The sequence below is a fragment of the Sporosarcina sp. P2 genome, assembly GCF_002743255.1.
Taxonomy (GTDB): domain Bacteria; phylum Bacillota; class Bacilli; order Bacillales_A; family Planococcaceae; genus Sporosarcina.
In genome coordinates, this window is sequence record NZ_PDYY01000001.1 from 312,202 (window position 1) to 333,140 (window position 20,939).

The following is a 20,939-nucleotide window of genomic DNA, read 5'->3' on the forward strand; positions in this document are numbered from 1 at the left end:
CAAATTCACCCCTCTCTGTTATTCTGTTTCATCTTATAGTACATTTTTGCTGCTGCTTCAGACAATGCAGTCGTTTGCTCCATCAACTTGGCATACTTGCCAGGGGGCGCTGATACTTGATCCGCCATTTTAGCGATAGAGTTCTGCACATACTGGGTAGATTCGCGAAGTTCTTTCGCTGAAGCTGCCAATCCTTCAACTGATTGCAGTTTTGCGTTCGCATCATCCGCAATTTGATTCGTCTGAGTCATGAGCTGATCGGCTTTATCTGTGATACCGCCGACTTTCAGTTCCACTCGTTTCATCGTTTCTTTTACATCTGTCATTGCTTCTTTGACCGCTTTGGCTGTTTTAATAATAGCAATTGCGATAACTACTAAAGCCGCAACGGCGACTATGGCACTAATATACAAGAGCACCTTCAATCTAGTCACCTCCACATAATAAGTGCGTTTCTAACTTGAACGCCTAACTTCCGTCGAAACGGGTAAACGTTCTATATCCTTGTCATTCCACAAATGAAAGTAATCTAAACACTGGTATGCTAATTAACTAGAAAAACTATATTTCTATACCTACATGGGAGTACAACACCTGAAATATGATATAATCTTCAAAACAAACACTAAAGGGGTGAAATGAATGCCTTGTAAAGGTTGCGTTATCCAGGACATTGTTTATGAAGTTTCATTTGATAAGTGTAAGCAAACAGCATTATTCGATTCAATAGAAGATCATTTGAAGCGAGTCCTTATGCTGGTGAACCAGGAAGATCAAACATTTCATGTAAAAGAACAAGGGATAAAAGAATTATACGACTTTTGTGTCGATCATGCAGTAGAAATGGATTCTATTCGTTTTCGTCTTGACCAAACCGACTGGCGGCCGCTCTCTGAAGTCATGCAAGTAGTCGAAATGCAGTGGATTGATCAAGTCATTTCAGATCAACAATTGACGAGCCATTATCAGCCTATTGTTACACCTGACCTCGAAATTTATGCGTACGAATTACTCGCGCGTTTCTATCATAAAGACGGTAGAGTGATTTATCCAAATGAAATTTTCACCGCGGCAAAAGAACGCGGTAGATTATATGCCCTTGACAGAGTATGTCGTCTGACGGCAGTTCGCTATGCAAAACATATTACGCAAAAAGCATTTATTAATTTCATTCCAACATCTATTTATTCGCCGGAGTTTTGCTTGCGATCGACGATTAATGTAGCCAACGATTTGGGAATTGACCCACACCGTTTGATTTTTGAAGTAGTGGAGTCGGAAAAAGTGGAAGACATGCACCATCTAAAAACTATTTTGGAGTACTATAACTCAAGAGGATTCGAATATGCGCTCGATGATGTGGGAGAAGGCTATAACACGGTTGAAGTGCTCTCTTTCCTTCGTCCGAACTATATGAAGCTTGATATTAAGTATGTACGAGGTGTCGCGACTGATTCCGATAAGCAACTTATAGCAGCGGAGTTTCTAGAAAAAGCGCTGGCGGTAAATTCGATTCCGTTAGCAGAGGGGATTGAAACGGTAGAAGATTTTGAATGGTTGAGAGCGAAAGGGTATCAATTATTCCAAGGCTATTTATTTGGTAAACCATCAGCCGTTCCGCAAGTTGAAATTACCATCTAGTGCAGGCGAGTTGTCGAGGACAATTCGTTTACACCGAATTTAGTTTAATGTTAAACTAAATAAGAAAAGGAGATGGTATATATGAAATTAAATAAAAAAATCGCAATGATCACAGGCGGTGCTGGCGGCATCGGATTAGGAATCGCTACAGCCTTTGTGAAAGAAGGAGCGACCGTCGCAATCGTCGACTTGAACAAAGATGCAGGCGAAGCGGCTATTGAAAAACTACAGAAAATCTCTCCGCAATCGATCTTTCTTCAAGCGGACTTATCGGTACAAAAAGAATTACCGTCACTTGTTGAGCAAGTCGTAACAACACTCGGTAAACTGGATATTTTAGTAAACAACGCACATGCTTCACGTATGAAATCCATCGAAGAGATGACGCAAGCAGACTTAGATCTTTCATTCAATACAGGATTCTATCCGACGTTTTATTTGATGCAAGCCGCTCTTCCACACTTGAAAGAGTCAAAAGGAACCGTTATCAACTTCGCTTCTGGCGCAGGGTTAAATGGCGATGTGAACCAAGGTTCATACGCTGCAGCGAAAGAAGCCATTCGCGGCATCACTAGAGTGGCGGCGAATGAATGGGGACAATATGGCATTACGTGTAATCTGATTTCACCCATCGCCAAAACACAAGGAATCGAGCAATGGGGACAAGAGAATCCCGAATCTTATAAAGCGATTCTTGCGAAAAATCCACTTGGGCGCCTTGGCGATCCGGAACAAGACATCGGTCGCACCGCAGTATTCCTAGCGAGCGAAGACGCTTCTTACATCACAGGTCAAACGATGATGGTAGATGGCGGTTCTATCAAATTACGCTAATAAACTTTTACGGCTATCCTGATTTTTGGGGTAGCCTTTTTTTGTATGTGGGAGTATGAGCGGGTGGGCTGTAGATAGAGCGGCTAGCGTGTGGTATAGAGCGGTCGTGGCGGGAGTATGAGCGGGTGGGGCTGTAGATAGAGCGGCTAGCGTGTGGTGTAGAGCGGTCGTTGTGGGGGTATGAGCGGGTGGGGTTGTAGATAGAGCGGCTAGCGTGTGGTGTAGAGCGGATGCGGCTGTTGATAGAGCGGATAGCGTGTGATGTAGAGCGGCCGTGGCGGAGGTATGAGCGCATGCGGCAGTAGATAGAGCGTATAGCGCGTGATGTAGAGCGGCTAACGCATGCCATAGAGCGGTGGTTGCAGATGTATGAGCGCATTCGCAACGACCTACCCATTATCTCCCCTCAATCCTCTAAAAAAGCTGCTCCATTAACGGAACAGCTTTTTTCAAACGAATGTGTTATTTAACTTCGTGTAAATTTGGACTAAACTATTTCGTTCAGCAGCCGATAAATGACTGAAGAACTCCGAACGCACCTGTATTCCGAATTTCTGCGCTTCGGTCAAAATTTCTAAGCCTTCGGGTGTTATATTCCAATACTTTGTTCGACGGTCTTGTTCATCATTACGTAACGTAATATACTCGCTTTTAATGAGTTTTGATGACAAATGCGTTAATGAGGCGGGTGTGAAGCCTAGTGTCTCAGCTAAATCAGAAGGACGTTGCTCACCTTTTTTATGTAACTCTAGCAACACGAGAATATGGGAGATTCCTAGAGACAGCTTGGATTCTTGCTGGAAACGGATCAGCATTTTATTTGTCACTTGATCCATCAAATGTACCAAATTGAAAATTGTCTGGTCTTCATTCAAAAAAGAACACCTCCCTTTCCTTCAAAAAACTTTATGCTTATATATTATTATCATACCTATAGTATATATGAAATAAAACAGTTGTGACACGATAAACATACTTACATCCCACACAATATGTTAAAATCAAAAAGTTTTTTATTTTCTCCTTTTTAATTATAGACTGATAGCGTATGATAAAGACAACGAATGAACTAGATGAAACAAATAGGAAGGGTGGGCATAAGGTTTGATGAAAGTTAAAGATTCGTTAACATTTCAGCTAGGTACGATTATAGCTGGGATCTTGGTAGTGATGTTAGCCATTACATCACTAGCTACATATAAGACGGCTTATGATAAATTGTATGACGCCGCAGGAATTGAGGCATACGGCTGTGCCAATATTACTACTGGATTGATTCGACCTGGTGATTTGGAAAAGGCATTGGCTGGCGATGTCGATACACAAGAAGAGCTGGGAAAGACGTTGAACTGGACAACCGAACATAAGAATATATTTGAAACACAATATATTTTGGATTTGGATGGAAAGCTCGTTGCTCTAGATGATAATTTGAGAACTAAAGGGTTTAAGCCGGGAGATCAGTTCCATTTAGATGAAGAAGCGATTGCAGATCTACTCGAACATCGACATGCGACATATTCTCAACCTTACGAGTATGGCGACATGGAGCGGCTTTCAGGTTATGCGCCACTATATAAAGATCAGGATGCCAGTAAGGAAATCATCGCATTCAGCGTAATTGATTTCGATGCCGACATTGTCAAACACCGTACATGGGATGTCGTTCGCGACGGAATTTTGATCAGCATTATTCCTATGATACTTGCTTCAATCGGAACAGGATTCCTCATTCGCCGGAAGACGAAGCCGATTACAAGCTTAATTGAGCAGGCGAAGAAAATTGCGGATGGCGACTTGGCGGTTCAACCGACAGAAGTTAAGTCACAAGACGAAGTGGGTGACTTGGCTCGTACACTGAATCGTATGACGGCGAATCTACAAGACATGATCGCGACGATGAATACGACATCGCAGCATTTATCTGAAAACGCGGGAGAAACTTCTGCATCACTTTCGGAAATGCGTGAAGCGATTACGATGGTTGCGAATAATATCGAAGAAGTCGTCACGGCCGTCACGGATGGTACGTCAAATGCCCAGCATGCAACAGGTATTCTTGCGGGCTTGGCAAGTGGTTTGAGCAACACGAAACAAAGTGCTGATTCGATGCTCGTTAACTCCAATGAAACGATGAAAATTGCACTAGAAGGCGCAAAACGCGCAGAAGAAATTAGCCACGATATGGAATTAATTCGAAATGGATCGCAAGAAGTTGGAGATACAATCCAAAACTTGGTTGAATCTACGACGAAGATCCAAAATATCACGGGGTCCATCGCGGGTATCGCAGCTCAAACGAATTTACTTGCGCTGAATGCATCAATTGAAGCGGCACGTGCAGGTGAACATGGTAAAGGCTTTGCGGTAGTGGCGGAAGAAGTACGGAACTTGGCTGAGCAATCGAATCAGGAAGTACTTGAAGTAGAGAAGCTGGTGAAGGATATTTCTGACCGTATCCAGCAAGTCATTACTTCCACATCGGAAAATACGAAACACATCACGAAGGGTACAGAAACAGTGAAGCTTACGTCTCAGTCATTGAGTAATATTTCCGTGGCGGTTGGAGAAACCGTTAAGGAAATCAAGAATATCTCGAACTTGATGACGTCGGAAGCTATGAAATCAACAGAAGCAGTGCAGTTGATCGAACATTTAACACACGCTGTACAAAATATTGAAGACATGACGAATAATATTGCAGCAGCCGCTGAGCAAACGACAGCGAGCATAGAAGAAATTTCTGAACGTTCTACGCAGACCAATCAAATGGCGCGTGAACTAGAAGTGTTTGTCGGTTCATTCAAATTACCTAAATAAACACTCGGCCATCGCTCGCAAAGCGATGGTCTTTTTAACCATTGATTTTAGAATGTATGTTCTGTATAATACGAACGTACATACGCTTGAGAAATGGGGAATATCTGATGGAAAGGAACCGAGATAGAGGGAAATTGAAGTGGACGTCGCTCATGCTGCCTGAACACCTTGAAAGACTACGTGATTGGCAACGGGAAGATGAGTATATAGAACGGCCTGAGTTAACCGATTGGGAGCTACAAACGATGCAGGAGACACTTGAAGTGGCGTGGCGCAGGCGTGTCGAGACATCGATTAAAACTTGGCATGATGGGGAAGTTCGCTTTCATCAGGGAGAGATTGAAGCGCTCGACTTGCGGACGATGACGATCAGGCTGCGTGATCCGTTCGGAACGGAAAGAATTCATGTAGGGGATGTGCTAGACGTCCAGTTATCGAAAGAAACGGGTGGTGTATAGGCAAAAATAAAAGCCGTCTGCAAAGGCAGACAGCTTAATCTCTGAAAAATACTTTTTCTACGTTGTACTTTGCTTGTTCCGTGTTGATTACGTACGTTTCGTAGATTTCGCGTTCCATTGGATCATCGATGATAATAGCAGAAATTTTCGCTACTTCTTCACGGTGATTACGTAATGGAGACACTTGGTCTTCAAAATGTTTTTTCAGACGTGGACGCAATTTTCGTGCTTTTCCTACGAATAACAACTCGTCGCTTTGGTTGAAGAACAACAAAAGGCCGCCTTTATCACGTGGAATATCATGAAAATCGATGAAACCATAGATTGGCTTAATTGGCGTTTCATCCGGTCCCATTTCTTGTTTTCTGCGAACGATTGTTACGTCCGGTTTAGGTAATGTAATATTGATCATTTTACTTCACATCCTTATATCAGTCAGTGTTTATCCTATCATACGGCCAAAAAAAAAGCGAGAAACTTTCTTTACATCCCTTGCATATAGTAAACAAATGTCTCGGGAAGGATGAACTGATGAAAAACCCTGCCGTTATAGAAACGTATCACATATCGAATACCAAGCCGAAAGTGGATGTGTATTATCCCGTCTTCACGCAGCTGGATGATCCAAAAATTCAACAGAAACTAAATCAAGTGCTATTCAAGGAAATGAACAACATGCTAACAGACAATAATTATTATGATCCAAGTCTTGTCGAGATGGTCGCAACGTATGAAATTAAAAATAATCAACGTGATCTTTTCAGTATCAACTTGATCGTCTACTCGTTTACTGGTGGAGCGCATGGAATGACTTACGTTAAATCTCTGACATTTGATACGAAGACGGGAAGGCAATACAAGTTGCAAGATATGTTCAAGCCAGGCAGTCCTTATGTGCAGCGGATATCTGAATATATTAGACGCCATATTCAGCAATGGAAAACTCCAGTGCTTGAGCCATTCACTAAAATCAAGCCTGATCAGGATTTCTATATCGCAGACACGAGTCTGGTTGTCTATTTCCAACTATACGAAATTTCACCTTACGTGGCCGGCTTCCCTAATTTTCCGATACCTTTGCTTGATTTACAAGATATCATCAAACCAAATAGTCCAGCAGACCGAATGTTGCCGTTTATAGGAAATTAAAAGATCTGCATAAACAAATGTATGGGCTTACATGACAGAGTAGTGTTATAATTTTGATATAAGAACTACACAAAAGAGGTGGAAACTATGCTAAGAAATTTCTTTATCGGTTTATCTGAAAATCAACTACTGAATCAAGCTGCCCAAAAATACGGCTTCCAATTAGGAGCACAACAAGTGGTGGCGGGAACTAACATCGAAGAAATGATTGACAGTGTCAAAGAGCTCAATCAAGCAGGTATTTCATGTACGATTGATAATCTAGGTGAATTTGTGTACGAAAAGAGCGAGGCTGTTGAAGCGAAAGAACAAATCTTAAGCGTAGTGGACGCAATCCAAGAACATCGAGTGGATGCGCACATCTCGATCAAACCATCACAACTCGGCTTGGATATTGATTATGCATTTTGCAAAGAACAGGTAGAGGAAATCGTTAAATATACAAATCAAGTAGGTATATTTGTTAATTTAGACATGGAAAATCACTCACGACTTGAACCAACGTTCCGTTTAGTAGACGAATTAAAAGCAAAAGGCTTTGAAAACGTCGGAACCGTTATCCAAGCCTATTTTCATCGCGCATTGAATGATACGAAAAAATACAACGACACACGCATGCGTCTAGTAAAAGGTGCGTATAAAGAGTCACCGGATGTTGCGTTTATCAATAAACAAGAAATCGACGAAAATTATATAAAAATTATTGAAGAACACTTATTACATGGAAACTTCACGTCGATTGCGACGCATGATCATACGATTATTCATCATGTGAAGCAGTTTGTAAAAGAGCATGATATTTCATATGATCAATTCGAGTTCCAAATGCTATACGGTTTTCGCCATGATTTACAGCTGCAATTAGCGAAAGAGGGCTATAATTTCTGTACATACGTGCCGTTTGGAGAGGACTGGTACGGGTACTTCATGCGAAGATTGGCGGAGCGTCCGCAGAATATGAACTTGATGGTGAAGCAAGTGTTTAACAAGAAGACGAATACTATGATTGGCTTAGTCGCCGGCGCATTTGTGCTGGGACGATTGAGCAAGCGTAAAAGTGAAGAGAAACCAGATGATGGTTGGGTAAAGTATCGCTAAATAGTAGAATAGAGCAACGTGAATCGACGTTACAGGTGGATGCCGCTCATAGATTCGTTCAAGCGCTCATAAAACATGTTTGACCGCTCTATGATACGTGATATCCGCTCTATCGTCGTCCGCAAGCGCTCTATGACGATCGATTACCGTTCTATCAAGGCATGTAACCGCTCAATGTAGGGGCGCGTCTTTACTATTTTGAAACGTAAAGCGAAGCGTTAGAAGCTTATCTTTAACTTAAATCCCGGACCACCTAACCATGATCCTTTGACTTTCCAGCTTCCAAAACACTGCTTTCCCTGCAGTGTTTTTTGTATCCGCTTTACAGAAAACAGGGGAAATAGTAGTGTTAAAGATAGTTAAAGTACTATTCACTCTTCATTATACTAAAGATTAGGGGAAGAGCTGATGAAAGCCAGGATGATTACACTGTGGATTTTACAAATTTTGATGTAGAAAGCGATAGCGACACATTGCGTATTCTGTATGATAAGAATCAAGACAAAGAAGAATCGGAAATTTTTCAGGGACAGCAATTCTGCGAAGTATAAGTAGACAAAGAGTATAAGATCATCGAACTATTCTAGAATGGAGACATGGCAGCATCCACTTATGTCTTTTCATAATGTGTATAAAACGAAACGAAATGAGGACGGTTATGAACATTATCGAAGCGAACATTTCCGATATCCCTGTCATCCGTGACGTGATGATCCGGGCGTTCCGGGAATACGAGAAGGCCACACCACCGACGAGTGCGTTGAAAGAGACCGTCGAGAGTATCACGGCTGAAATGCAAAGCGGTGTACAGGCGTTGATTGGCTACATGGAAGAAGAACCCGTCGCGATGGTCCGTTTTCGATTGGAAGACGAAAGCCTCTATTTCTCTAGATTCTCTGTCGTGCCGGAAAGACAAGGACAAGGTATTGCGAAAAAAATACTGCGGTTTTTAGAGGAGTATGCGACGCAACAAGGGAAGAGAGTAATAGCATGCAAAGTACGCGCGGATGTGACGAAAAACATCTCACTCTATCAATCGATCGGCTATCACGTGTGTGAGGAATCGGTATTACATAGAACGGATGGCACGTCGATTGCCGTAGTTTCCATGGAGAAATCACTTTCCTGAGCAATGGGAGGTAGTGCAAGTGGCGAAACACAAGAAAATTACTCGCGATGTATTGCAATATTTGGCACTCTTTATTGTATTGGGAACAAACATTGTTCGTTTGGCACTCTATATTACCGGGGTTGCGTATACGATTCCAGAAACGACGTTTAATTTGTGGACGTATATAGCATTCGGAGTAGCAATGGCTTTGTTGCTAGTGTCTTATCTGTTTCCGAAAAGGAAGCAGTCAGCATAAATTGTGAGAGGAGGAGATACATATGCACCACAACAACTTATTTTTTTCGTTTCTATCTATTTTAAATGTATTCATTTACATCATTCCGCTAGCATTCCTTATATTCACTATATGGTTCGCGCTGAAATTTCTTAAACTACAAGAACGCAAGAATGCAATCCTTCAATCGATCGCGGAAAGACTAGATAAGCAGAAATAAGAAGAACCATATTCAAATCAAATTCTGCATGTCTCGGATGTATCGGGTCAACATCAGATGTCCGTTTCAAGCTCATTGAAGAAAAGAAAGAACGTATTTTTTGACGACGAGATAAGAGAATCAAATGAGGATTGAATATAGCCGACAATAGGCTATTCAATAAAATAGATAAGGAGAGGATTTCATGCTTCGAAAACTATTTTATATTCCGTTTTTGGCAGTCATATTGGTAGGTTGCCAGACGGCAGATAAGAATACTACATCGAACACCCCACGAGAGGCACTAGAGCAGCTTCATGCAGAGGAAGGTTTTGCGGAAGTGGTGAAAGTGTATCGTACGTTGGAAATCGATAATAATAAAGTAATCAATGTCTATAAAGGGATATTGGACGGCACAGAAGAAATATTTATTGCAAAGTTGAACAAAGAGAAAAATGACACGTGGACGGTAACGGATGCGATTGGCATCGGCATGCCTTCCGAGAAGAACTTAGGTGAAAGTGTCAAAACTTCTTCGTTTGAAGCGGGTTTTACAAAGAAGAATAACGCACCAAGTCCCAATACTAAATTGGTTCAGACGGATGACAAAAAGTATCGGGTATGGGTGAAAGTAATCGAATAAAATGGAAAGACCGCTTGCGCGGTCTTTTTTCATTGTCTGCCAAGTAAAATCACGAAATAGACAACCATCGCAAGCAATCCAAGCGGTACACCGACACGCGCCCATTCGCCACTGCGAATATTGAGCTTACCTGCCGCAATGATATTCGGGATATTTCCGGGAATCAACATCCCGCCACTAATTAGCAAGCCGAGTAGTAGCGCTTGGATCGTTGATGCGTCCATCGCGGGACTGATTTCTGCAGCAGCAAGCGTCGCGTTGTCGAGTACAGCTGAAATCATATTGATCCAGTAAAGCGTCAATGGCTGAAGATCGAGTAAGTAAAGGGTGATCAATGGCTCAAATCCTGCACCGAGCAGTGTCAATGCCAAAACAAATATATACACTTTTACGCCGCGTCCGAAAATACTTATGTACGACTCTGCCGCTTGTCCGGAAGAACGGTACCGCGAGCGGTTGCGTGGGCGAATCAGGAAGAATGCGAGCAGTCCAAAGACGAAGACACCGGCTATAATATCGGTTCCAAGCAAGTTCATTAAATAATAAAAATCTTCATCCAGTTTATTCGTCGCAATCGTCGATAGTGGCTCGCCGATTGGTGTCAGCACCGCACCCATGCCGATTGCGTAACACGCCAAGATCACAAAACGAATTTCTGAACGTCTGTCCATTTGCAAGACGGATGCGATCGCCACGAGGACTAACGCTGCAATAATGGCCGTGATAACACTAGAAATCAATCCCAATCCCATAATAATCAGCGCCAAGAATAATCGGAATGGAATAATTCGGCTACCTGCTACTACCGCTTTCTCAAATGGATGTCGTATCCAGCGAAAGACTATTCCCGCCACAAGAACGGCGAGCGTAATATGCAAGGGATCGCGTAACGCCTTATTCCACAACTCCCACTGCAACACCCCACTAACAAATGCTGCAGCACACCCCATAACGAATAAAAACAGCTCCAAATTACGTTCAATACGAGGGACCGTAAACGGCAGCAATAACACCAAACCTAAAATAATGAGCAAACCAGTGACCATAGATATCTCCTTTCATCAATCTTTCTTCTACACTGTATGCAAAAAGCCGATTCATCTTGCATAAAGTCTGAATAGAATAGATAAAGAGGAGGGACACGCATTGGAAGTTTCAGATATTGTACTGATTCCTGTGATTATCGGGTTAACGGAAATTTTAAAGATGTATGGTCTGCCGAAAAAATTGATTCCGATCTTTTCCTTACTATTAGGCATCGGTAGCGGGATCTTCTACTTGTTTCCAAATGATTGGAAGTCTGGGATACTGGGCGGAATTATTATGGGGTTGTCGGCGAGCGGGTTGTATTCAAGTGGAAAGACGATAGTTAAGAAGCCGCCGTGTGATGAGGAAGATGAGAAGTGATAGGCGCATTTTTATAGGCAGTATAAAGACCCTTGTGTTGTGAGTTGACATGAAAGGGTCTTTTGTTTGGATTCTCCTAAATTAGGCATAAAGATGGTAAAGGACGTGATGAAATTCTTTCATATACAAAGTACATAATAACTAGACAGTGACACATTGACTCTCAGTACACCGTCTATTGATTTTACCCCGCAAAAACTATATGCTAGTTAATAGTTACCTAGAGTGTTTTGGTTCTTTGTCCCGTAAACAAAGAATAAATAGAAATCAGGTGAGAATCCTGAGCGGTCCGGCTACTGTAATGGGGAAATATGCCCCTAAGTCAGGAGCCTTGCCAAAGTATGTAAGCATGACACCTTCATGGTCCCCATCTCATTCAGGAGGTGGGGACTTTTTGATTTCAAAACTACACTGCCACTGAAAAAACTGCTCCGTCTATTTCAATGAAAAGGTAGAGGCTTCCACGCTAAAACTAGCTGGCGGACCGATCCACTATACGTCGTCACTGTAAATCATTTAGAAGATTCTCTCATTCCCCAGGAAATGAACGTGATGCTAAATGGCAAACGACTGAATGACTTTACAGGTGAAATCACATTCATTGAAGGTATGAACGACTTTCAATTCCAAGGTTGCTGCAGGTTTGGTCATCGTAGTAATCAGAAGGATGAAAAAAAGAAGGCGTCAAAGAGATTAGAGCGATATAATGAAGAAAGATATAGTAGCCGTAGCGTTAGTCAATATGAACCGCAGGGCGGTGATGAAGTGGAATTTCATTACACATGTGATGTAGGTAGAGAATTAGACAGCTATATACGAAAATAAAGAAAGTAGGAAACTAGATGAGCGCATTCTCAAACTTTCACCCACTATTGCTACTTGTCTACGTTACAGTCGTTTTAGTCACGATGTTCAGCTCGTTTCATCCGATCATCGTGGCGCTGGCCATGATCGGGGGCATTCTGTATTTTCTCATGCTGCACGGAGTCCGGACAGCAACTAAAGACTTGATCTATTACTCTTTTGTTTTTCTACTAATTGCCGTAGCGTATCCAGCAACTGTACATAACGGTTTCACTCCGTTATTTTTCCTCCATGAACACGCGGTAACGCTGGAAGCTGTGACGAAAGGACTCGTCATTGCGGGAGCCGTAGTTGCAACCAGTTTCTGGACGAAAAGTTATTTCGAGATTTTCACGACGAACACACTACTTGCCGTACTGACGAAAGTGTCCGCTAGCCCAAGAATTCTCGTTTCCATGCTGTGGCGATTCATTCCGTTATTCAAAATAAAATGGCGTGAAAACCAAATGGCACAACGCGGAATCGGCTATTACAAAGTAGGGAGCAGAGTGGAAAAATTCCGTCGCGCGTTCGCATTGTGGCGGCAGACGCTCGTCCAGACAGCGGAGTTTAGCATTGTTAAGCCAGATGTCATGAAGGCGCGAGGGTACGGTATCGCGAAAGAGAGAACGCGGTATAAGACGAGGCGATTCACAAAACGGGACGGAATATTGACGGCTGGACTCGTTCTGTTTCTTCTTTACTATATTGGATACTTCACACAGCACCAGACGCAGTATTATCCAGAAATCAGTGAACAGACACTAGGTGCAGAGCATTACGTCATCATCGGCTTGCTCATGTTATTACCGTTTATCTATGAAGCGAAGGAGAGGGTCAAATGGCGATACTTACAGTCGAAAATCTGAACTTCCAGTATGAAGAACAGCATGTGTTGCGAGACGTGAGCTTTTCGATTAAGCGTGGAGAATTCATAACGCTATTCGGTCCTACCGGTTCAGGAAAGTCCACGTTATTGAAAATGATGAAACGGGAAATGCGGCCGAACGGTAAACTTAGCGGCACGGTGTATGTGAACGGCGAAAAAATCGATGAACTACCTGCGTCAACTACAGCGACAGCTATTGGCTATATAATGCAAAATCCAGAGGAACAAATAATCATGGAGAAAGTGTGGCAAGAGTTGGCGTTTGGTCTTGAGAATATGGGCGTGTCGACGGTAGACATGCAACAAAAAATCGCTGAAGTCGCCAGTTTCTTCGGTATTCACAACTGGTTGCATGAAAGTATCAGTGATCTATCAGGTGGACAGAAACAACTCGTTAATCTAGCAGCAGTGCTAGCAATGGAGCCGGATATTTTATTACTCGATGAACCGACGTCCCAACTTGATCCCATTGCGGCATCTGAGTTTCTGACGCTACTTGAGAAAATCAATCGTGAACTCGGCATAACAATTTTACTTGTCGAGCATCGATTAGAAGAGTTATTGCCGGTATGCGATCGAGTGTTGTTCATGGAAAACGGCTCACTCCTTTATGACACAACACCGAAAGCAATTGGCAACTCCTTGCTAGAACATCCAATGCTCGACGCACTTACGACAGCAATGCGTGTCTATTATAAGCTCGGCTTCCGTGATGAGACGCCGGTTACGGTGCGCGAAGGGATGGATTTCATTCAGCATTATCCACCGGCAATACTACCGACGGATCCGATGAGAAAAAAGCATCCACCGCTCATCACAGTGAAAGATTTGTATTTCCGATACAATCGAAAAAGCGATGATCTACTAGCGGATATGACGTTTACCGTACATCGTGGCGAAATCTTTACGATTGTCGGGGGCAATGGAGTCGGCAAGTCTTCGTTACTGAAGGTGCTCGCCGGACTGCATAAGCCGTATGCAGGTAAAGTAAGGATAGATGACGTCGCACCAGGAAAGTGGAAAGGGAATATCGTCTTATTGCCGCAAAACGCACAAGCATTATTCATGTACTCGACCGTGCAAGAAGAGCTAATTCATGCGATTCCTGTGCAAAAAATGCCGGAAGAACAGAGAGAAACGACGGTATCGAGTATGATGAAACAGTTACATATTGAACATCTTTCAGAAAGAAATCCGTTTGACTTAAGTGGCGGAGAACAGCAGAAGACCGCGCTTGCGAAATTATTATTGCTTAAACCGGATATATTATTGCTGGATGAGCCAACTAGAGGAATGGACGTCATGTCGAAAAAAGAAGTGACGGAGTTGATTCGAACGCTTCAAAAACAGAATATCACGACGATTATCGTGACGCATGATATTGAATTTGCAGCAGAAGTATCTACACGTGTTGGCATGTTGTTCGATCAATCACTCATCGCGATCAATCATCCGAAAACCTTTTTCACGTCCAACCGCTTTTACACAACCGCCGCTAGCAAAATCGCACGCGGATTATTCCCATATGCCATCACAGCCGAAGACATCGTAGACGCAGTGAACTTGAACAACAGGAGGAACTAAACAATGAGCAATCCATCAACACACGTACTCAATGAAATGAAAAAAGTAATGAACGGTAAAGACGATGTCATCCAAAACGTGTGGATGACGTTTCTAGCTGGAGGACATGTTTTACTAGAAGATTTACCGGGAGTCGGGAAAACGACTCTCGCGAAAGCATTCAGCCGAGTTGTCGGTCTTGATTCGAACCGCATCCAATTCACACCGGACGTCGTCGCCTCTGACGTCATCGGATTCACGATGTTCGACAAAGAGAAAAACGAATTCGTCTTTAAAGAAGGCGCGGTCATGTGCAATTTATTGCTCGGCGATGAAATTAATCGGACATCATCGAGAACGCAAGCAGCACTCTTAGAAGCGATGCAAGAGAAACAAGTGACAGTGGACGGTGTGACCTATCCGCTGCCGGCACCGTTTCACGTCATCGCGACGCAAAACCCGTACGGCACAATCGGTACACAACCACTACCAAGCGCACAAATAGACCGTTTCATGACGAAATTGAGCGTAGGATATCCCGATTTTGAAGACCAAGTGGACATGCTGAGAAATCGACAGCAGGCAGATCCGTTATCTTCACTGACACAAATTATCACGAAAAACGAATTGCTCGCGCTACAACATCAAGTACAGAACCTATTCATTGACGATGAAATCTTACGCTACGTCACGGCACTAACTGAGAAAACGAGAAATCATTCGTCGATCCACCAAGGAATCAGCCCGCGTGGCGCACTCGCACTTTGTCAGATGGCGAAAGCACATGCCTTTTTACAACAACGCGATTACGTCATTCCGGAAGATGTCCAGGCTGTGTGGTTGCCGACAAGCCGACACCGCATCGTCATGTCAGGCGTGCCAGGTACTGAATATGAGCAGGATATGCTACTCGAAAAATTACTGTACAGTGTTGCCACGCCCGATCAAGCAATGCTTGCGACATTTTAAGGGCTGATCGTATGATAGGGACATTACTCATTAGCGTCGTGTGGCTGCTGTTTACTCTCGCGTTTTTCATCTTTACGACGACGCATTTCGCTCTATTATTCGCAGTCGGTTCGCTTGTTGTCTGGCTGGGGCTCGTGTTGAGCGTCTATCTCGTCAAAGGAAAAATTCAGTGCAAGATCATCACGGCAAATGAAATCTATAAAAATGAACAAATGGGCTATCAACTGCGCGTACAAAATACGAGTCGCTTACCCGTTACACACTTACAAATACATCTCGTCATCGAGCATCTATTTACAGGCAGACAAGAGAGTCATCAGCACGACTTGTCCATCCGCGCGAAAAGTACGGAAGAATTTTCGTTCGCGTTGCCGCGGAACTATATGGGGCAAGTGAATATACGAATCACACAACTGACGATCAAAGACAGTTTCACGTTCTTCCGTTCGATGCTGAAAATGGATACGCAATCCACACTATTGATCATGCCGAATCCGTATTTACTGAAACTTCAACGCATCGAGCAAAATCAACATGTGCTGCAAACAACGGGTATGATCCCGACGAAGAAGATCACTGGCGAAGAGCTGGCGGAGTTGTCGGTGTATAAACCGGGCGACTCAGTCAAACAAATTCACTGGAAACTATCAAGTAAAGTCGATGATGTACTAGTCAAACAGTATGAAACGCTGACAGGGAATGCCGTTATGATGACGATCGATTTTACATCGTTCACCAATCGCGTAGCACTCTATGATGAATTTATCGAGACGTTTTCCGCTCTTCTTTATTCCTATGTCGCAGGCGATCACGAAGTCCAGCTTTTAGTGGATCATTCGACAGGTGAGCAGTTGACGATCGACAATGAACGGGGTGCAGCGAACGCCATAAAAGAAGTGTTGACGAGAAGTGTCGCGCAAGTTTCGATGTCGGATGAACAGTGGAAAAAGCTTAGAAGAACCTATGCAAACTGTATCGTATTGACGACCAATAGTGCGCGTAGTACCGAATCTCAAACTATCGTGATCTCGGATCAGAAGGAGGGATCCATCTCATGAAATGGCTAGATGGAGTAGTTGCGTATAGTGTCCTCATAACGGCATTCCTCGTAGTTCGTTCGATGCTGTTTCCTGAGATGAGTAGCGTTCCCGCGCTCATTCTCGTCTTGCTGTGGATGGTCGCGTGTATACTGTGGAAACAGCGTGGCGGCGACATCGTTTTGATTGCGAGCGTAGTTTTTAGTTTGATTTTCCTATCAACGTACATAGACGACGTGAAGCGAACGATCAACGCGTTGTTCATCGCACTCTCAGAACACAAACATATCTATATAGATCTATTATCCGTCAATGAAACGACTTCGCGGCTAAACGGTATGATTCTCGGTCAAATCGCTATGCTAATCGGCAGTGCTATGTATTATGCCATCGCGAATCAAAAACGTTGGATTCCTGTTGCGCTCGCTATCGTGATTTGGTCGATACAAATACTTCTCGGCACATCACCCGCATTGATCCTCGATATTTTATTTTTTGCGGTGCTGATTCTGGCGTTGCTGTATATGAATCAACTACCAGTACGCTGGTGGAAACGGATTGCGGTCGTGCCCATTTCATTGGTTGTGCTGATGTTCGCTTATACGGTAATCAATCCAAACGGTAATGATGAATTTACTGGCAGTTTGAAAATGGAAGATACTGTGCGGTATCAAGGCGAGAAGTTACGCTATTTTAAAGGGGAAGAACCTGTGTTGACAGCCGGAAAATTCCATCGGCTTGCCGCGTTTACACCGGGCGATTATACCGCGTTAAAAGTCGCAATGGAAAATCCGAGACCTCTGTATTTAAAAGGATTCGTCGGTTCGACTTACACGCCGAGCGGTTGGAAGGAAATCGATGGAGAAGCGTATAGGGAAGAGAAGTCACTGCTTGAAGCATTACAAAAGGAAAATTTCACCGGTGCGAAACAACTAAGCTTGGCAGCAGAAAGTAGTTTGCCGGATGAGTACGAAGAAGCGAAACTCGTCATTCAAAACGTCGCTGCTTCCAGTCGCTATTTTTATGCACCGTATGAATTAGCAGAGTTGGATGACAATCTTATCCATTCTAAACAAGCCGACGCGCTACATGCGGCAGGGATATTCGGCAGACGTACAGTGGAAATGACCTATATGCTGACACCGTACACCGATTATCCGAAAATCGCGAATGCGTTGTATAAAACAAAAGACACCGACTATTTACGTCATGAAAGTCATTATAACCAATATGTCTACAACAACTATCTCGCGGTGCCGCAAGACAGTTGGAATGTATTGCATAATCATATGGACAAAGGGGTCCTAGATTCAGAAGCGCGTTTAACGTACGAACAAACGATTCAGGAAGTGGAACGGTTCCTCGCACAGTCGATGAGTTATAACGAACATGCCGAATCGATAAAAGATCGGGATTTCCTGACGGGGATTTTGGAAGAGTCGAAAGAAGGCTACTCCGTTCACTATGCGACTGTTGCTACATTGGCATTCAGAATGCTTGGCACACCTGCGCGTTATGCGGAAGGTTATATCGTCGGACTGGATGACGTGAAAGATGTACAGTCATTCAGTGAAATCAACGTCAGCGAAAAAAATGCCCATGCGTGGACAGAAATCTACGTCGACATGGTCGGCTGGGTGCCGATTGAAGTGACACCGGGGTACGCTGAGAAAATGCCTGCGATAAATAAACAAGACTATCCAGCACCGGGCGGATCCGATTCACCGGAAGAAAATGGCGGAAGCACGGCTGAACCTGAACCGAATGACATGACAGAAGTGCAGGAAGATCAAGACAAGCCAGATGACTTGAAGCAAGTGAATCCAAACACGGTTTTGTGGTTCTGGTTGAATCTAATCGGGGTAGTGATTATGTTAATCCTGTTCGTGCTGTACGTCTTGAGAAAAAGAAAACGTCAGCAAAAACTCCAAGTGAAAGATCATCGATTAGCCGTTGTACACCATGTGCAGCTCATGGTGCAGATGCTAGAAAAAGAACAAGTCGTCGCGAAGCTGCCTTCATTCGAAACGCTACCTGAAGCAGTTGGCAAAATCGATTCGCAACTTCGGCAGGACTTCGAGAACGGATTGAAAATCTATCAAAAAGCCAAGTACAGTCCGCATGGCGTGACCCATGAAGAACGCGCGAAGGTAGAAAAGTTATTTGCGCACGTATATACTGCGGTGAAGAAGTCGAAAAAAGGATTGAAGAGATTACGATTTATCGTACGTCATCAATAAATAGGGAATTTGAGTAAAGCATCGCATACCGCGGTGCTTTACTTTTTTTATAACGGAGAGAGGAGTAACGGGAAGAACGAGAATGGATCTTAAAAAATGAAAAATCTCTTACAGAGTAGAAGTATATATATAAATAGCAACGAACATATTATGGATAAAAGTAAGCCGGCCGATTTCTCAATAGAATTACATAATTAAGTCATCTAGGAGGAATGAACATACATATACAGGATATCCATCCGCTATCAACCGATAAGAAGAAATGGAATGCCATTCAAAACTGTTTAAAAGAAAAGATAAGTAAGGTAAACAGATTGACTGCTACGGATATCCAGTTCATTGCGGGTGTGGATGTAGCTTACTGGGAGGACGAAGGAATTGAATGGGGTGTTTGTAGCATAATCGTCATGGACTATGCGACAAAGGCGGTTATTGAAGAAACACATAGCACCGGAATTGTCGAAGTCCCTTATGTACCAGGATATTTGGCATTTCGGGAACTTCCCCTAGTTATTGAAACGGCCAAAAAGCTTATACATACGCCAGATCTATTTATGTTTAATGGCAATGGCTATTTGCATCCAAGGCATATGGGAATCGCAACGCATGCTTCTTTCTTTCTAAATAAACCAACGATCGGCATCGCCAAAAGTTACTTGAAAATAGCCGATGCCGAATTTGAAATGCCTAAAAATAGTGCGGGCTCTTTTACGGATATCATTATAAATAAGAAGATATACGGCAGAGTTTTACGAACACATCAAGATGTAAAACCTATATTTGTTTCAAGCGGGAATTATATAGACTTACCAACAGCAACTACTATCACTGAGCAATTAATAAATAGCGAAAGTCGATTACCCATACCAGTTAGGCTAGCAGATTTGGCAACAAAGAAATATAGAAGACAGCTAAGGAACAATAAATGAGATACTTTTATTAAATGAATGAATCAACTTCATAACTCCAACTCCATTTAAAAAGACGAACGTCATACAATCTTAGCAGTTTCGGGGAACCGCATTATAAGTTAAAAAAGCCATCCCCTCCACAAGCGGAGAGAATGACTTTCTTTCATACATCGCAAAACTACGTATTACAGTTTTGCCCAACGTTCCTCTAACCAATTCATAAATTCTGCACCTTTGTCGCCTTCATACGCATCAAAGACATCTACACGCATACGTTTTAGTTTATCCGCAAAGTCTGCCACAGTATGGTCCTTCGGCAAGCTCTTTTTCACGCGAAGGAAGATTTTGTCTGTGTTTTTGATAATATCAAAACGTGCAGGTGATGGCTTCTCGACGTCCTCGCCAAACGCTGCAAGTGCTTCATAGGCCGCTAATTGCACCTGGCGGACAGTATCATGCTGCATACGATTTTTTAATAAATCTATGACTTTGTCATGTTGATAATCCGATAATATTTTGACTGCTTCCAAACGTTCTCGCCAACTGGACGTGTAATTGGCCTGTTTTTTTAATGTTTCATACTGATAAGGTAATGCTGTTTCAAACTGTTTCAAGTAATTGCACCTCTTTTTTTTACTAAAGGAAGAATGGATTCTCCTCCTGCTGTTCTTATTATACGTTGTCTGGGTGGAAATAGCGATGAATCGCTGGTTAGGGTGTAGAGGGGAAATGGAAACAGATTACATTAAGGTGAATTGCATCCTGGCGACTATTCCAGGAGAGGGGTTCAACTCTTGCCGTCTCCAAATTGCGAAATCAATAGATTTCAAATAAAGGGGTTGGGACATAACTAATTTAGCTTTGTCCAAAGCCGAATGATAAATATATTTTT

General features: G+C 43.0%; 22 protein-coding genes and 1 riboswitch. Of the genes, 17 read left to right on the top strand and 5 right to left on the bottom strand.

Features of this window, described 5'->3' with window-relative positions:
- Positions 1–5 precede the first annotated feature (5 nt).
- Positions 6–419: a DUF948 domain-containing protein gene (locus tag CSV67_RS01495; RefSeq protein ID WP_233192535.1), complete on the bottom strand. Its 414-nt coding sequence runs from the start codon at positions 417–419 to the stop codon at positions 6–8.
- A gap of 223 nt (positions 420–642) precedes the next feature.
- On the opposite strand from CSV67_RS01495, the gene CSV67_RS01500 reads away from it, so the two are divergent.
- Positions 643–1,641: an EAL domain-containing protein gene (locus CSV67_RS01500; protein ID WP_099629855.1), complete on the top strand. Its 999-nt coding sequence runs from the start codon at positions 643–645 to the stop codon at positions 1,639–1,641.
- 81 nt (positions 1,642–1,722) lie between these two features.
- Positions 1,723–2,475, top strand: a complete 753-nt coding sequence (locus CSV67_RS01505; RefSeq protein ID WP_099629856.1) for an SDR family NAD(P)-dependent oxidoreductase — start codon at positions 1,723–1,725, stop codon at positions 2,473–2,475.
- Between the two features lie 449 nt (positions 2,476–2,924).
- Here the strand turns inward: CSV67_RS01505 and CSV67_RS01510 are convergent, their stop codons facing one another.
- Positions 2,925–3,350 carry a MarR family winged helix-turn-helix transcriptional regulator gene (locus CSV67_RS01510; protein ID WP_099629857.1) on the bottom strand — a complete coding sequence of 142 codons (426 nt, stop codon included), beginning with the start codon at positions 3,348–3,350 and terminating at the stop codon, positions 2,925–2,927.
- Positions 3,351–3,582: 232 nt separating this feature from the next.
- Here CSV67_RS01510 and CSV67_RS01515 point away from each other — a divergent pair, with 232 nt between their 5' ends.
- The gene (locus tag CSV67_RS01515) at positions 3,583–5,295 is read left to right on the top strand and encodes a methyl-accepting chemotaxis protein (RefSeq protein ID WP_099630011.1); all 1,713 of its coding nucleotides are present in this window, start codon (positions 3,583–3,585) and stop codon (positions 5,293–5,295) included.
- A gap of 107 nt (positions 5,296–5,402) precedes the next feature.
- Positions 5,403–5,753 carry a YolD-like family protein gene (locus CSV67_RS01520; RefSeq protein WP_158232859.1) on the top strand — a complete coding sequence of 117 codons (351 nt, stop codon included), beginning with the start codon at positions 5,403–5,405 and terminating at the stop codon, positions 5,751–5,753.
- Between the two features lie 34 nt (positions 5,754–5,787).
- Here CSV67_RS01520 and CSV67_RS01525 read toward each other — a convergent pair whose 3' ends face one another.
- A complete protein-coding gene (locus CSV67_RS01525) occupies positions 5,788–6,165 on the bottom strand; it encodes a nucleotide excision repair endonuclease (protein ID WP_099629859.1) in 378 nt (125 codons plus the stop codon).
- 119 nt (positions 6,166–6,284) lie between these two features.
- Between CSV67_RS01525 and CSV67_RS01530 the strand changes: the two genes are divergently transcribed.
- The 5 genes from CSV67_RS01530 to CSV67_RS01550 all read left to right on the top strand — a co-directional run bounded on the left by CSV67_RS01530 (position 6,285) and on the right by CSV67_RS01550 (position 10,188).
- Positions 6,285–6,902, top strand: coding sequence for a DUF3298 and DUF4163 domain-containing protein (locus tag CSV67_RS01530; protein WP_099629860.1), 618 nt, complete (start codon positions 6,285–6,287; stop codon positions 6,900–6,902).
- 87 nt (positions 6,903–6,989) lie between these two features.
- Complete coding sequence (locus CSV67_RS01535) at positions 6,990–8,000, top strand: proline dehydrogenase family protein (protein WP_099629861.1); 1,011 nt, start codon at positions 6,990–6,992, stop codon at positions 7,998–8,000.
- 658 nt (positions 8,001–8,658) lie between these two features.
- Positions 8,659–9,129 carry a GNAT family N-acetyltransferase gene (locus CSV67_RS01540; RefSeq protein WP_099629862.1) on the top strand — a complete coding sequence of 157 codons (471 nt, stop codon included), beginning with the start codon at positions 8,659–8,661 and terminating at the stop codon, positions 9,127–9,129.
- Positions 9,130–9,148: 19 nt separating this feature from the next.
- Entirely contained in the window at positions 9,149–9,367 is a 219-nt protein-coding gene (locus tag CSV67_RS01545; protein WP_099629863.1) for a hypothetical protein, read from the top strand.
- A 383-nt stretch (positions 9,368–9,750) separates the two neighbouring features.
- Positions 9,751–10,188 carry a hypothetical protein gene (locus CSV67_RS01550; protein WP_099629864.1) on the top strand — a complete coding sequence of 146 codons (438 nt, stop codon included), beginning with the start codon at positions 9,751–9,753 and terminating at the stop codon, positions 10,186–10,188.
- Positions 10,189–10,217: 29 nt separating this feature from the next.
- Here CSV67_RS01550 and CSV67_RS01555 read toward each other — a convergent pair whose 3' ends face one another.
- Positions 10,218–11,234 carry a DUF1646 family protein gene (locus CSV67_RS01555; RefSeq protein ID WP_099629865.1) on the bottom strand — a complete coding sequence of 339 codons (1,017 nt, stop codon included), beginning with the start codon at positions 11,232–11,234 and terminating at the stop codon, positions 10,218–10,220.
- A gap of 100 nt (positions 11,235–11,334) precedes the next feature.
- Between CSV67_RS01555 and CSV67_RS01560 the strand changes: the two genes are divergently transcribed.
- The 8 genes from CSV67_RS01560 to CSV67_RS01595 all read left to right on the top strand — a co-directional run bounded on the left by CSV67_RS01560 (position 11,335) and on the right by CSV67_RS01595 (position 20,065).
- The gene (locus CSV67_RS01560; protein ID WP_099629866.1) at positions 11,335–11,595 is read left to right on the top strand and encodes a hypothetical protein; all 261 of its coding nucleotides are present in this window, start codon (positions 11,335–11,337) and stop codon (positions 11,593–11,595) included.
- Positions 11,596–11,809: 214 nt separating this feature from the next.
- Positions 11,810–11,948: riboswitch (cobalamin riboswitch) on the top strand.
- A 190-nt stretch (positions 11,949–12,138) separates the two neighbouring features.
- Entirely contained in the window at positions 12,139–12,420 is a 282-nt protein-coding gene (locus CSV67_RS01565; RefSeq protein ID WP_158232860.1) for a hypothetical protein, read from the top strand.
- 17 nt (positions 12,421–12,437) lie between these two features.
- Positions 12,438–13,307 (top strand): energy-coupling factor transporter transmembrane component T, encoded by an 870-nt coding sequence (locus CSV67_RS01570; RefSeq protein WP_099629868.1) that lies wholly within the window; start codon positions 12,438–12,440, stop codon positions 13,305–13,307.
- Positions 13,280–14,911, top strand: coding sequence for an ABC transporter ATP-binding protein (locus tag CSV67_RS01575; protein ID WP_099629869.1), 1,632 nt, complete (start codon positions 13,280–13,282; stop codon positions 14,909–14,911). Before CSV67_RS01570 ends, CSV67_RS01575 begins: the two co-directional genes overlap by 28 nt.
- Positions 14,912–14,914: 3 nt before the next feature.
- Positions 14,915–15,859 carry an AAA family ATPase gene (locus CSV67_RS01580; protein WP_099629870.1) on the top strand — a complete coding sequence of 315 codons (945 nt, stop codon included), beginning with the start codon at positions 14,915–14,917 and terminating at the stop codon, positions 15,857–15,859.
- Between the two features lie 11 nt (positions 15,860–15,870).
- Positions 15,871–16,917: a DUF58 domain-containing protein gene (locus tag CSV67_RS01585; RefSeq protein ID WP_099629871.1), complete on the top strand. Its 1,047-nt coding sequence runs from the start codon at positions 15,871–15,873 to the stop codon at positions 16,915–16,917.
- The gene (locus tag CSV67_RS01590) at positions 16,914–19,136 is read left to right on the top strand and encodes a transglutaminase-like domain-containing protein (RefSeq protein WP_099629872.1); all 2,223 of its coding nucleotides are present in this window, start codon (positions 16,914–16,916) and stop codon (positions 19,134–19,136) included. The genes CSV67_RS01585 and CSV67_RS01590 overlap by 4 nt, the downstream gene beginning before the upstream one ends.
- A gap of 212 nt (positions 19,137–19,348) precedes the next feature.
- Positions 19,349–20,065 (top strand): endonuclease V, encoded by a 717-nt coding sequence (locus CSV67_RS01595; protein ID WP_099629873.1) that lies wholly within the window; start codon positions 19,349–19,351, stop codon positions 20,063–20,065.
- A gap of 167 nt (positions 20,066–20,232) precedes the next feature.
- Here CSV67_RS01595 and CSV67_RS01600 read toward each other — a convergent pair whose 3' ends face one another.
- Entirely contained in the window at positions 20,233–20,661 is a 429-nt protein-coding gene (locus tag CSV67_RS01600; RefSeq protein WP_099629874.1) for a HEAT repeat domain-containing protein, read from the bottom strand.
- Positions 20,662–20,939: the final 278 nt, after the last annotated feature.

What these genes read in the sequence shown, in the direction of transcription:
- CSV67_RS01500 (WP_099629855.1), top strand. Translation starts at nt 643, where the DNA reads ATGCCTTGTAAAGGTTGCGTTATCCAGGACATTGTTTATGAAGTTTCA.
- CSV67_RS01505 (WP_099629856.1), top strand. Translation starts at nt 1,723, where the DNA reads ATGAAATTAAATAAAAAAATCGCAATGATCACAGGCGGTGCTGGCGGC.
- CSV67_RS01515 (WP_099630011.1), top strand. Translation starts at nt 3,583, where the DNA reads ATGAAAGTTAAAGATTCGTTAACATTTCAGCTAGGTACGATTATAGCT.
- CSV67_RS01520 (WP_158232859.1), top strand. Translation starts at nt 5,403, where the DNA reads ATGGAAAGGAACCGAGATAGAGGGAAATTGAAGTGGACGTCGCTCATG.
- CSV67_RS01525 (WP_099629859.1), bottom strand. Translation starts at nt 6,165, where the DNA reads ATGATCAATATTACATTACCTAAACCGGACGTAACAATCGTTCGCAGA.
- CSV67_RS01530 (WP_099629860.1), top strand. Translation starts at nt 6,285, where the DNA reads ATGAAAAACCCTGCCGTTATAGAAACGTATCACATATCGAATACCAAG.
- CSV67_RS01535 (WP_099629861.1), top strand. Translation starts at nt 6,990, where the DNA reads ATGCTAAGAAATTTCTTTATCGGTTTATCTGAAAATCAACTACTGAAT.
- CSV67_RS01540 (WP_099629862.1), top strand. Translation starts at nt 8,659, where the DNA reads ATGAACATTATCGAAGCGAACATTTCCGATATCCCTGTCATCCGTGAC.
- CSV67_RS01550 (WP_099629864.1), top strand. Translation starts at nt 9,751, where the DNA reads ATGCTTCGAAAACTATTTTATATTCCGTTTTTGGCAGTCATATTGGTA.
- CSV67_RS01555 (WP_099629865.1), bottom strand. Translation starts at nt 11,234, where the DNA reads ATGGTCACTGGTTTGCTCATTATTTTAGGTTTGGTGTTATTGCTGCCG.
- CSV67_RS01565 (WP_158232860.1), top strand. Translation starts at nt 12,139, where the DNA reads ATGAACGTGATGCTAAATGGCAAACGACTGAATGACTTTACAGGTGAA.
- CSV67_RS01570 (WP_099629868.1), top strand. Translation starts at nt 12,438, where the DNA reads ATGAGCGCATTCTCAAACTTTCACCCACTATTGCTACTTGTCTACGTT.
- CSV67_RS01575 (WP_099629869.1), top strand. Translation starts at nt 13,280, where the DNA reads ATGGCGATACTTACAGTCGAAAATCTGAACTTCCAGTATGAAGAACAG.
- CSV67_RS01580 (WP_099629870.1), top strand. Translation starts at nt 14,915, where the DNA reads ATGAGCAATCCATCAACACACGTACTCAATGAAATGAAAAAAGTAATG.
- CSV67_RS01585 (WP_099629871.1), top strand. Translation starts at nt 15,871, where the DNA reads ATGATAGGGACATTACTCATTAGCGTCGTGTGGCTGCTGTTTACTCTC.
- CSV67_RS01590 (WP_099629872.1), top strand. Translation starts at nt 16,914, where the DNA reads ATGAAATGGCTAGATGGAGTAGTTGCGTATAGTGTCCTCATAACGGCA.
- CSV67_RS01595 (WP_099629873.1), top strand. Translation starts at nt 19,349, where the DNA reads ATGAACATACATATACAGGATATCCATCCGCTATCAACCGATAAGAAG.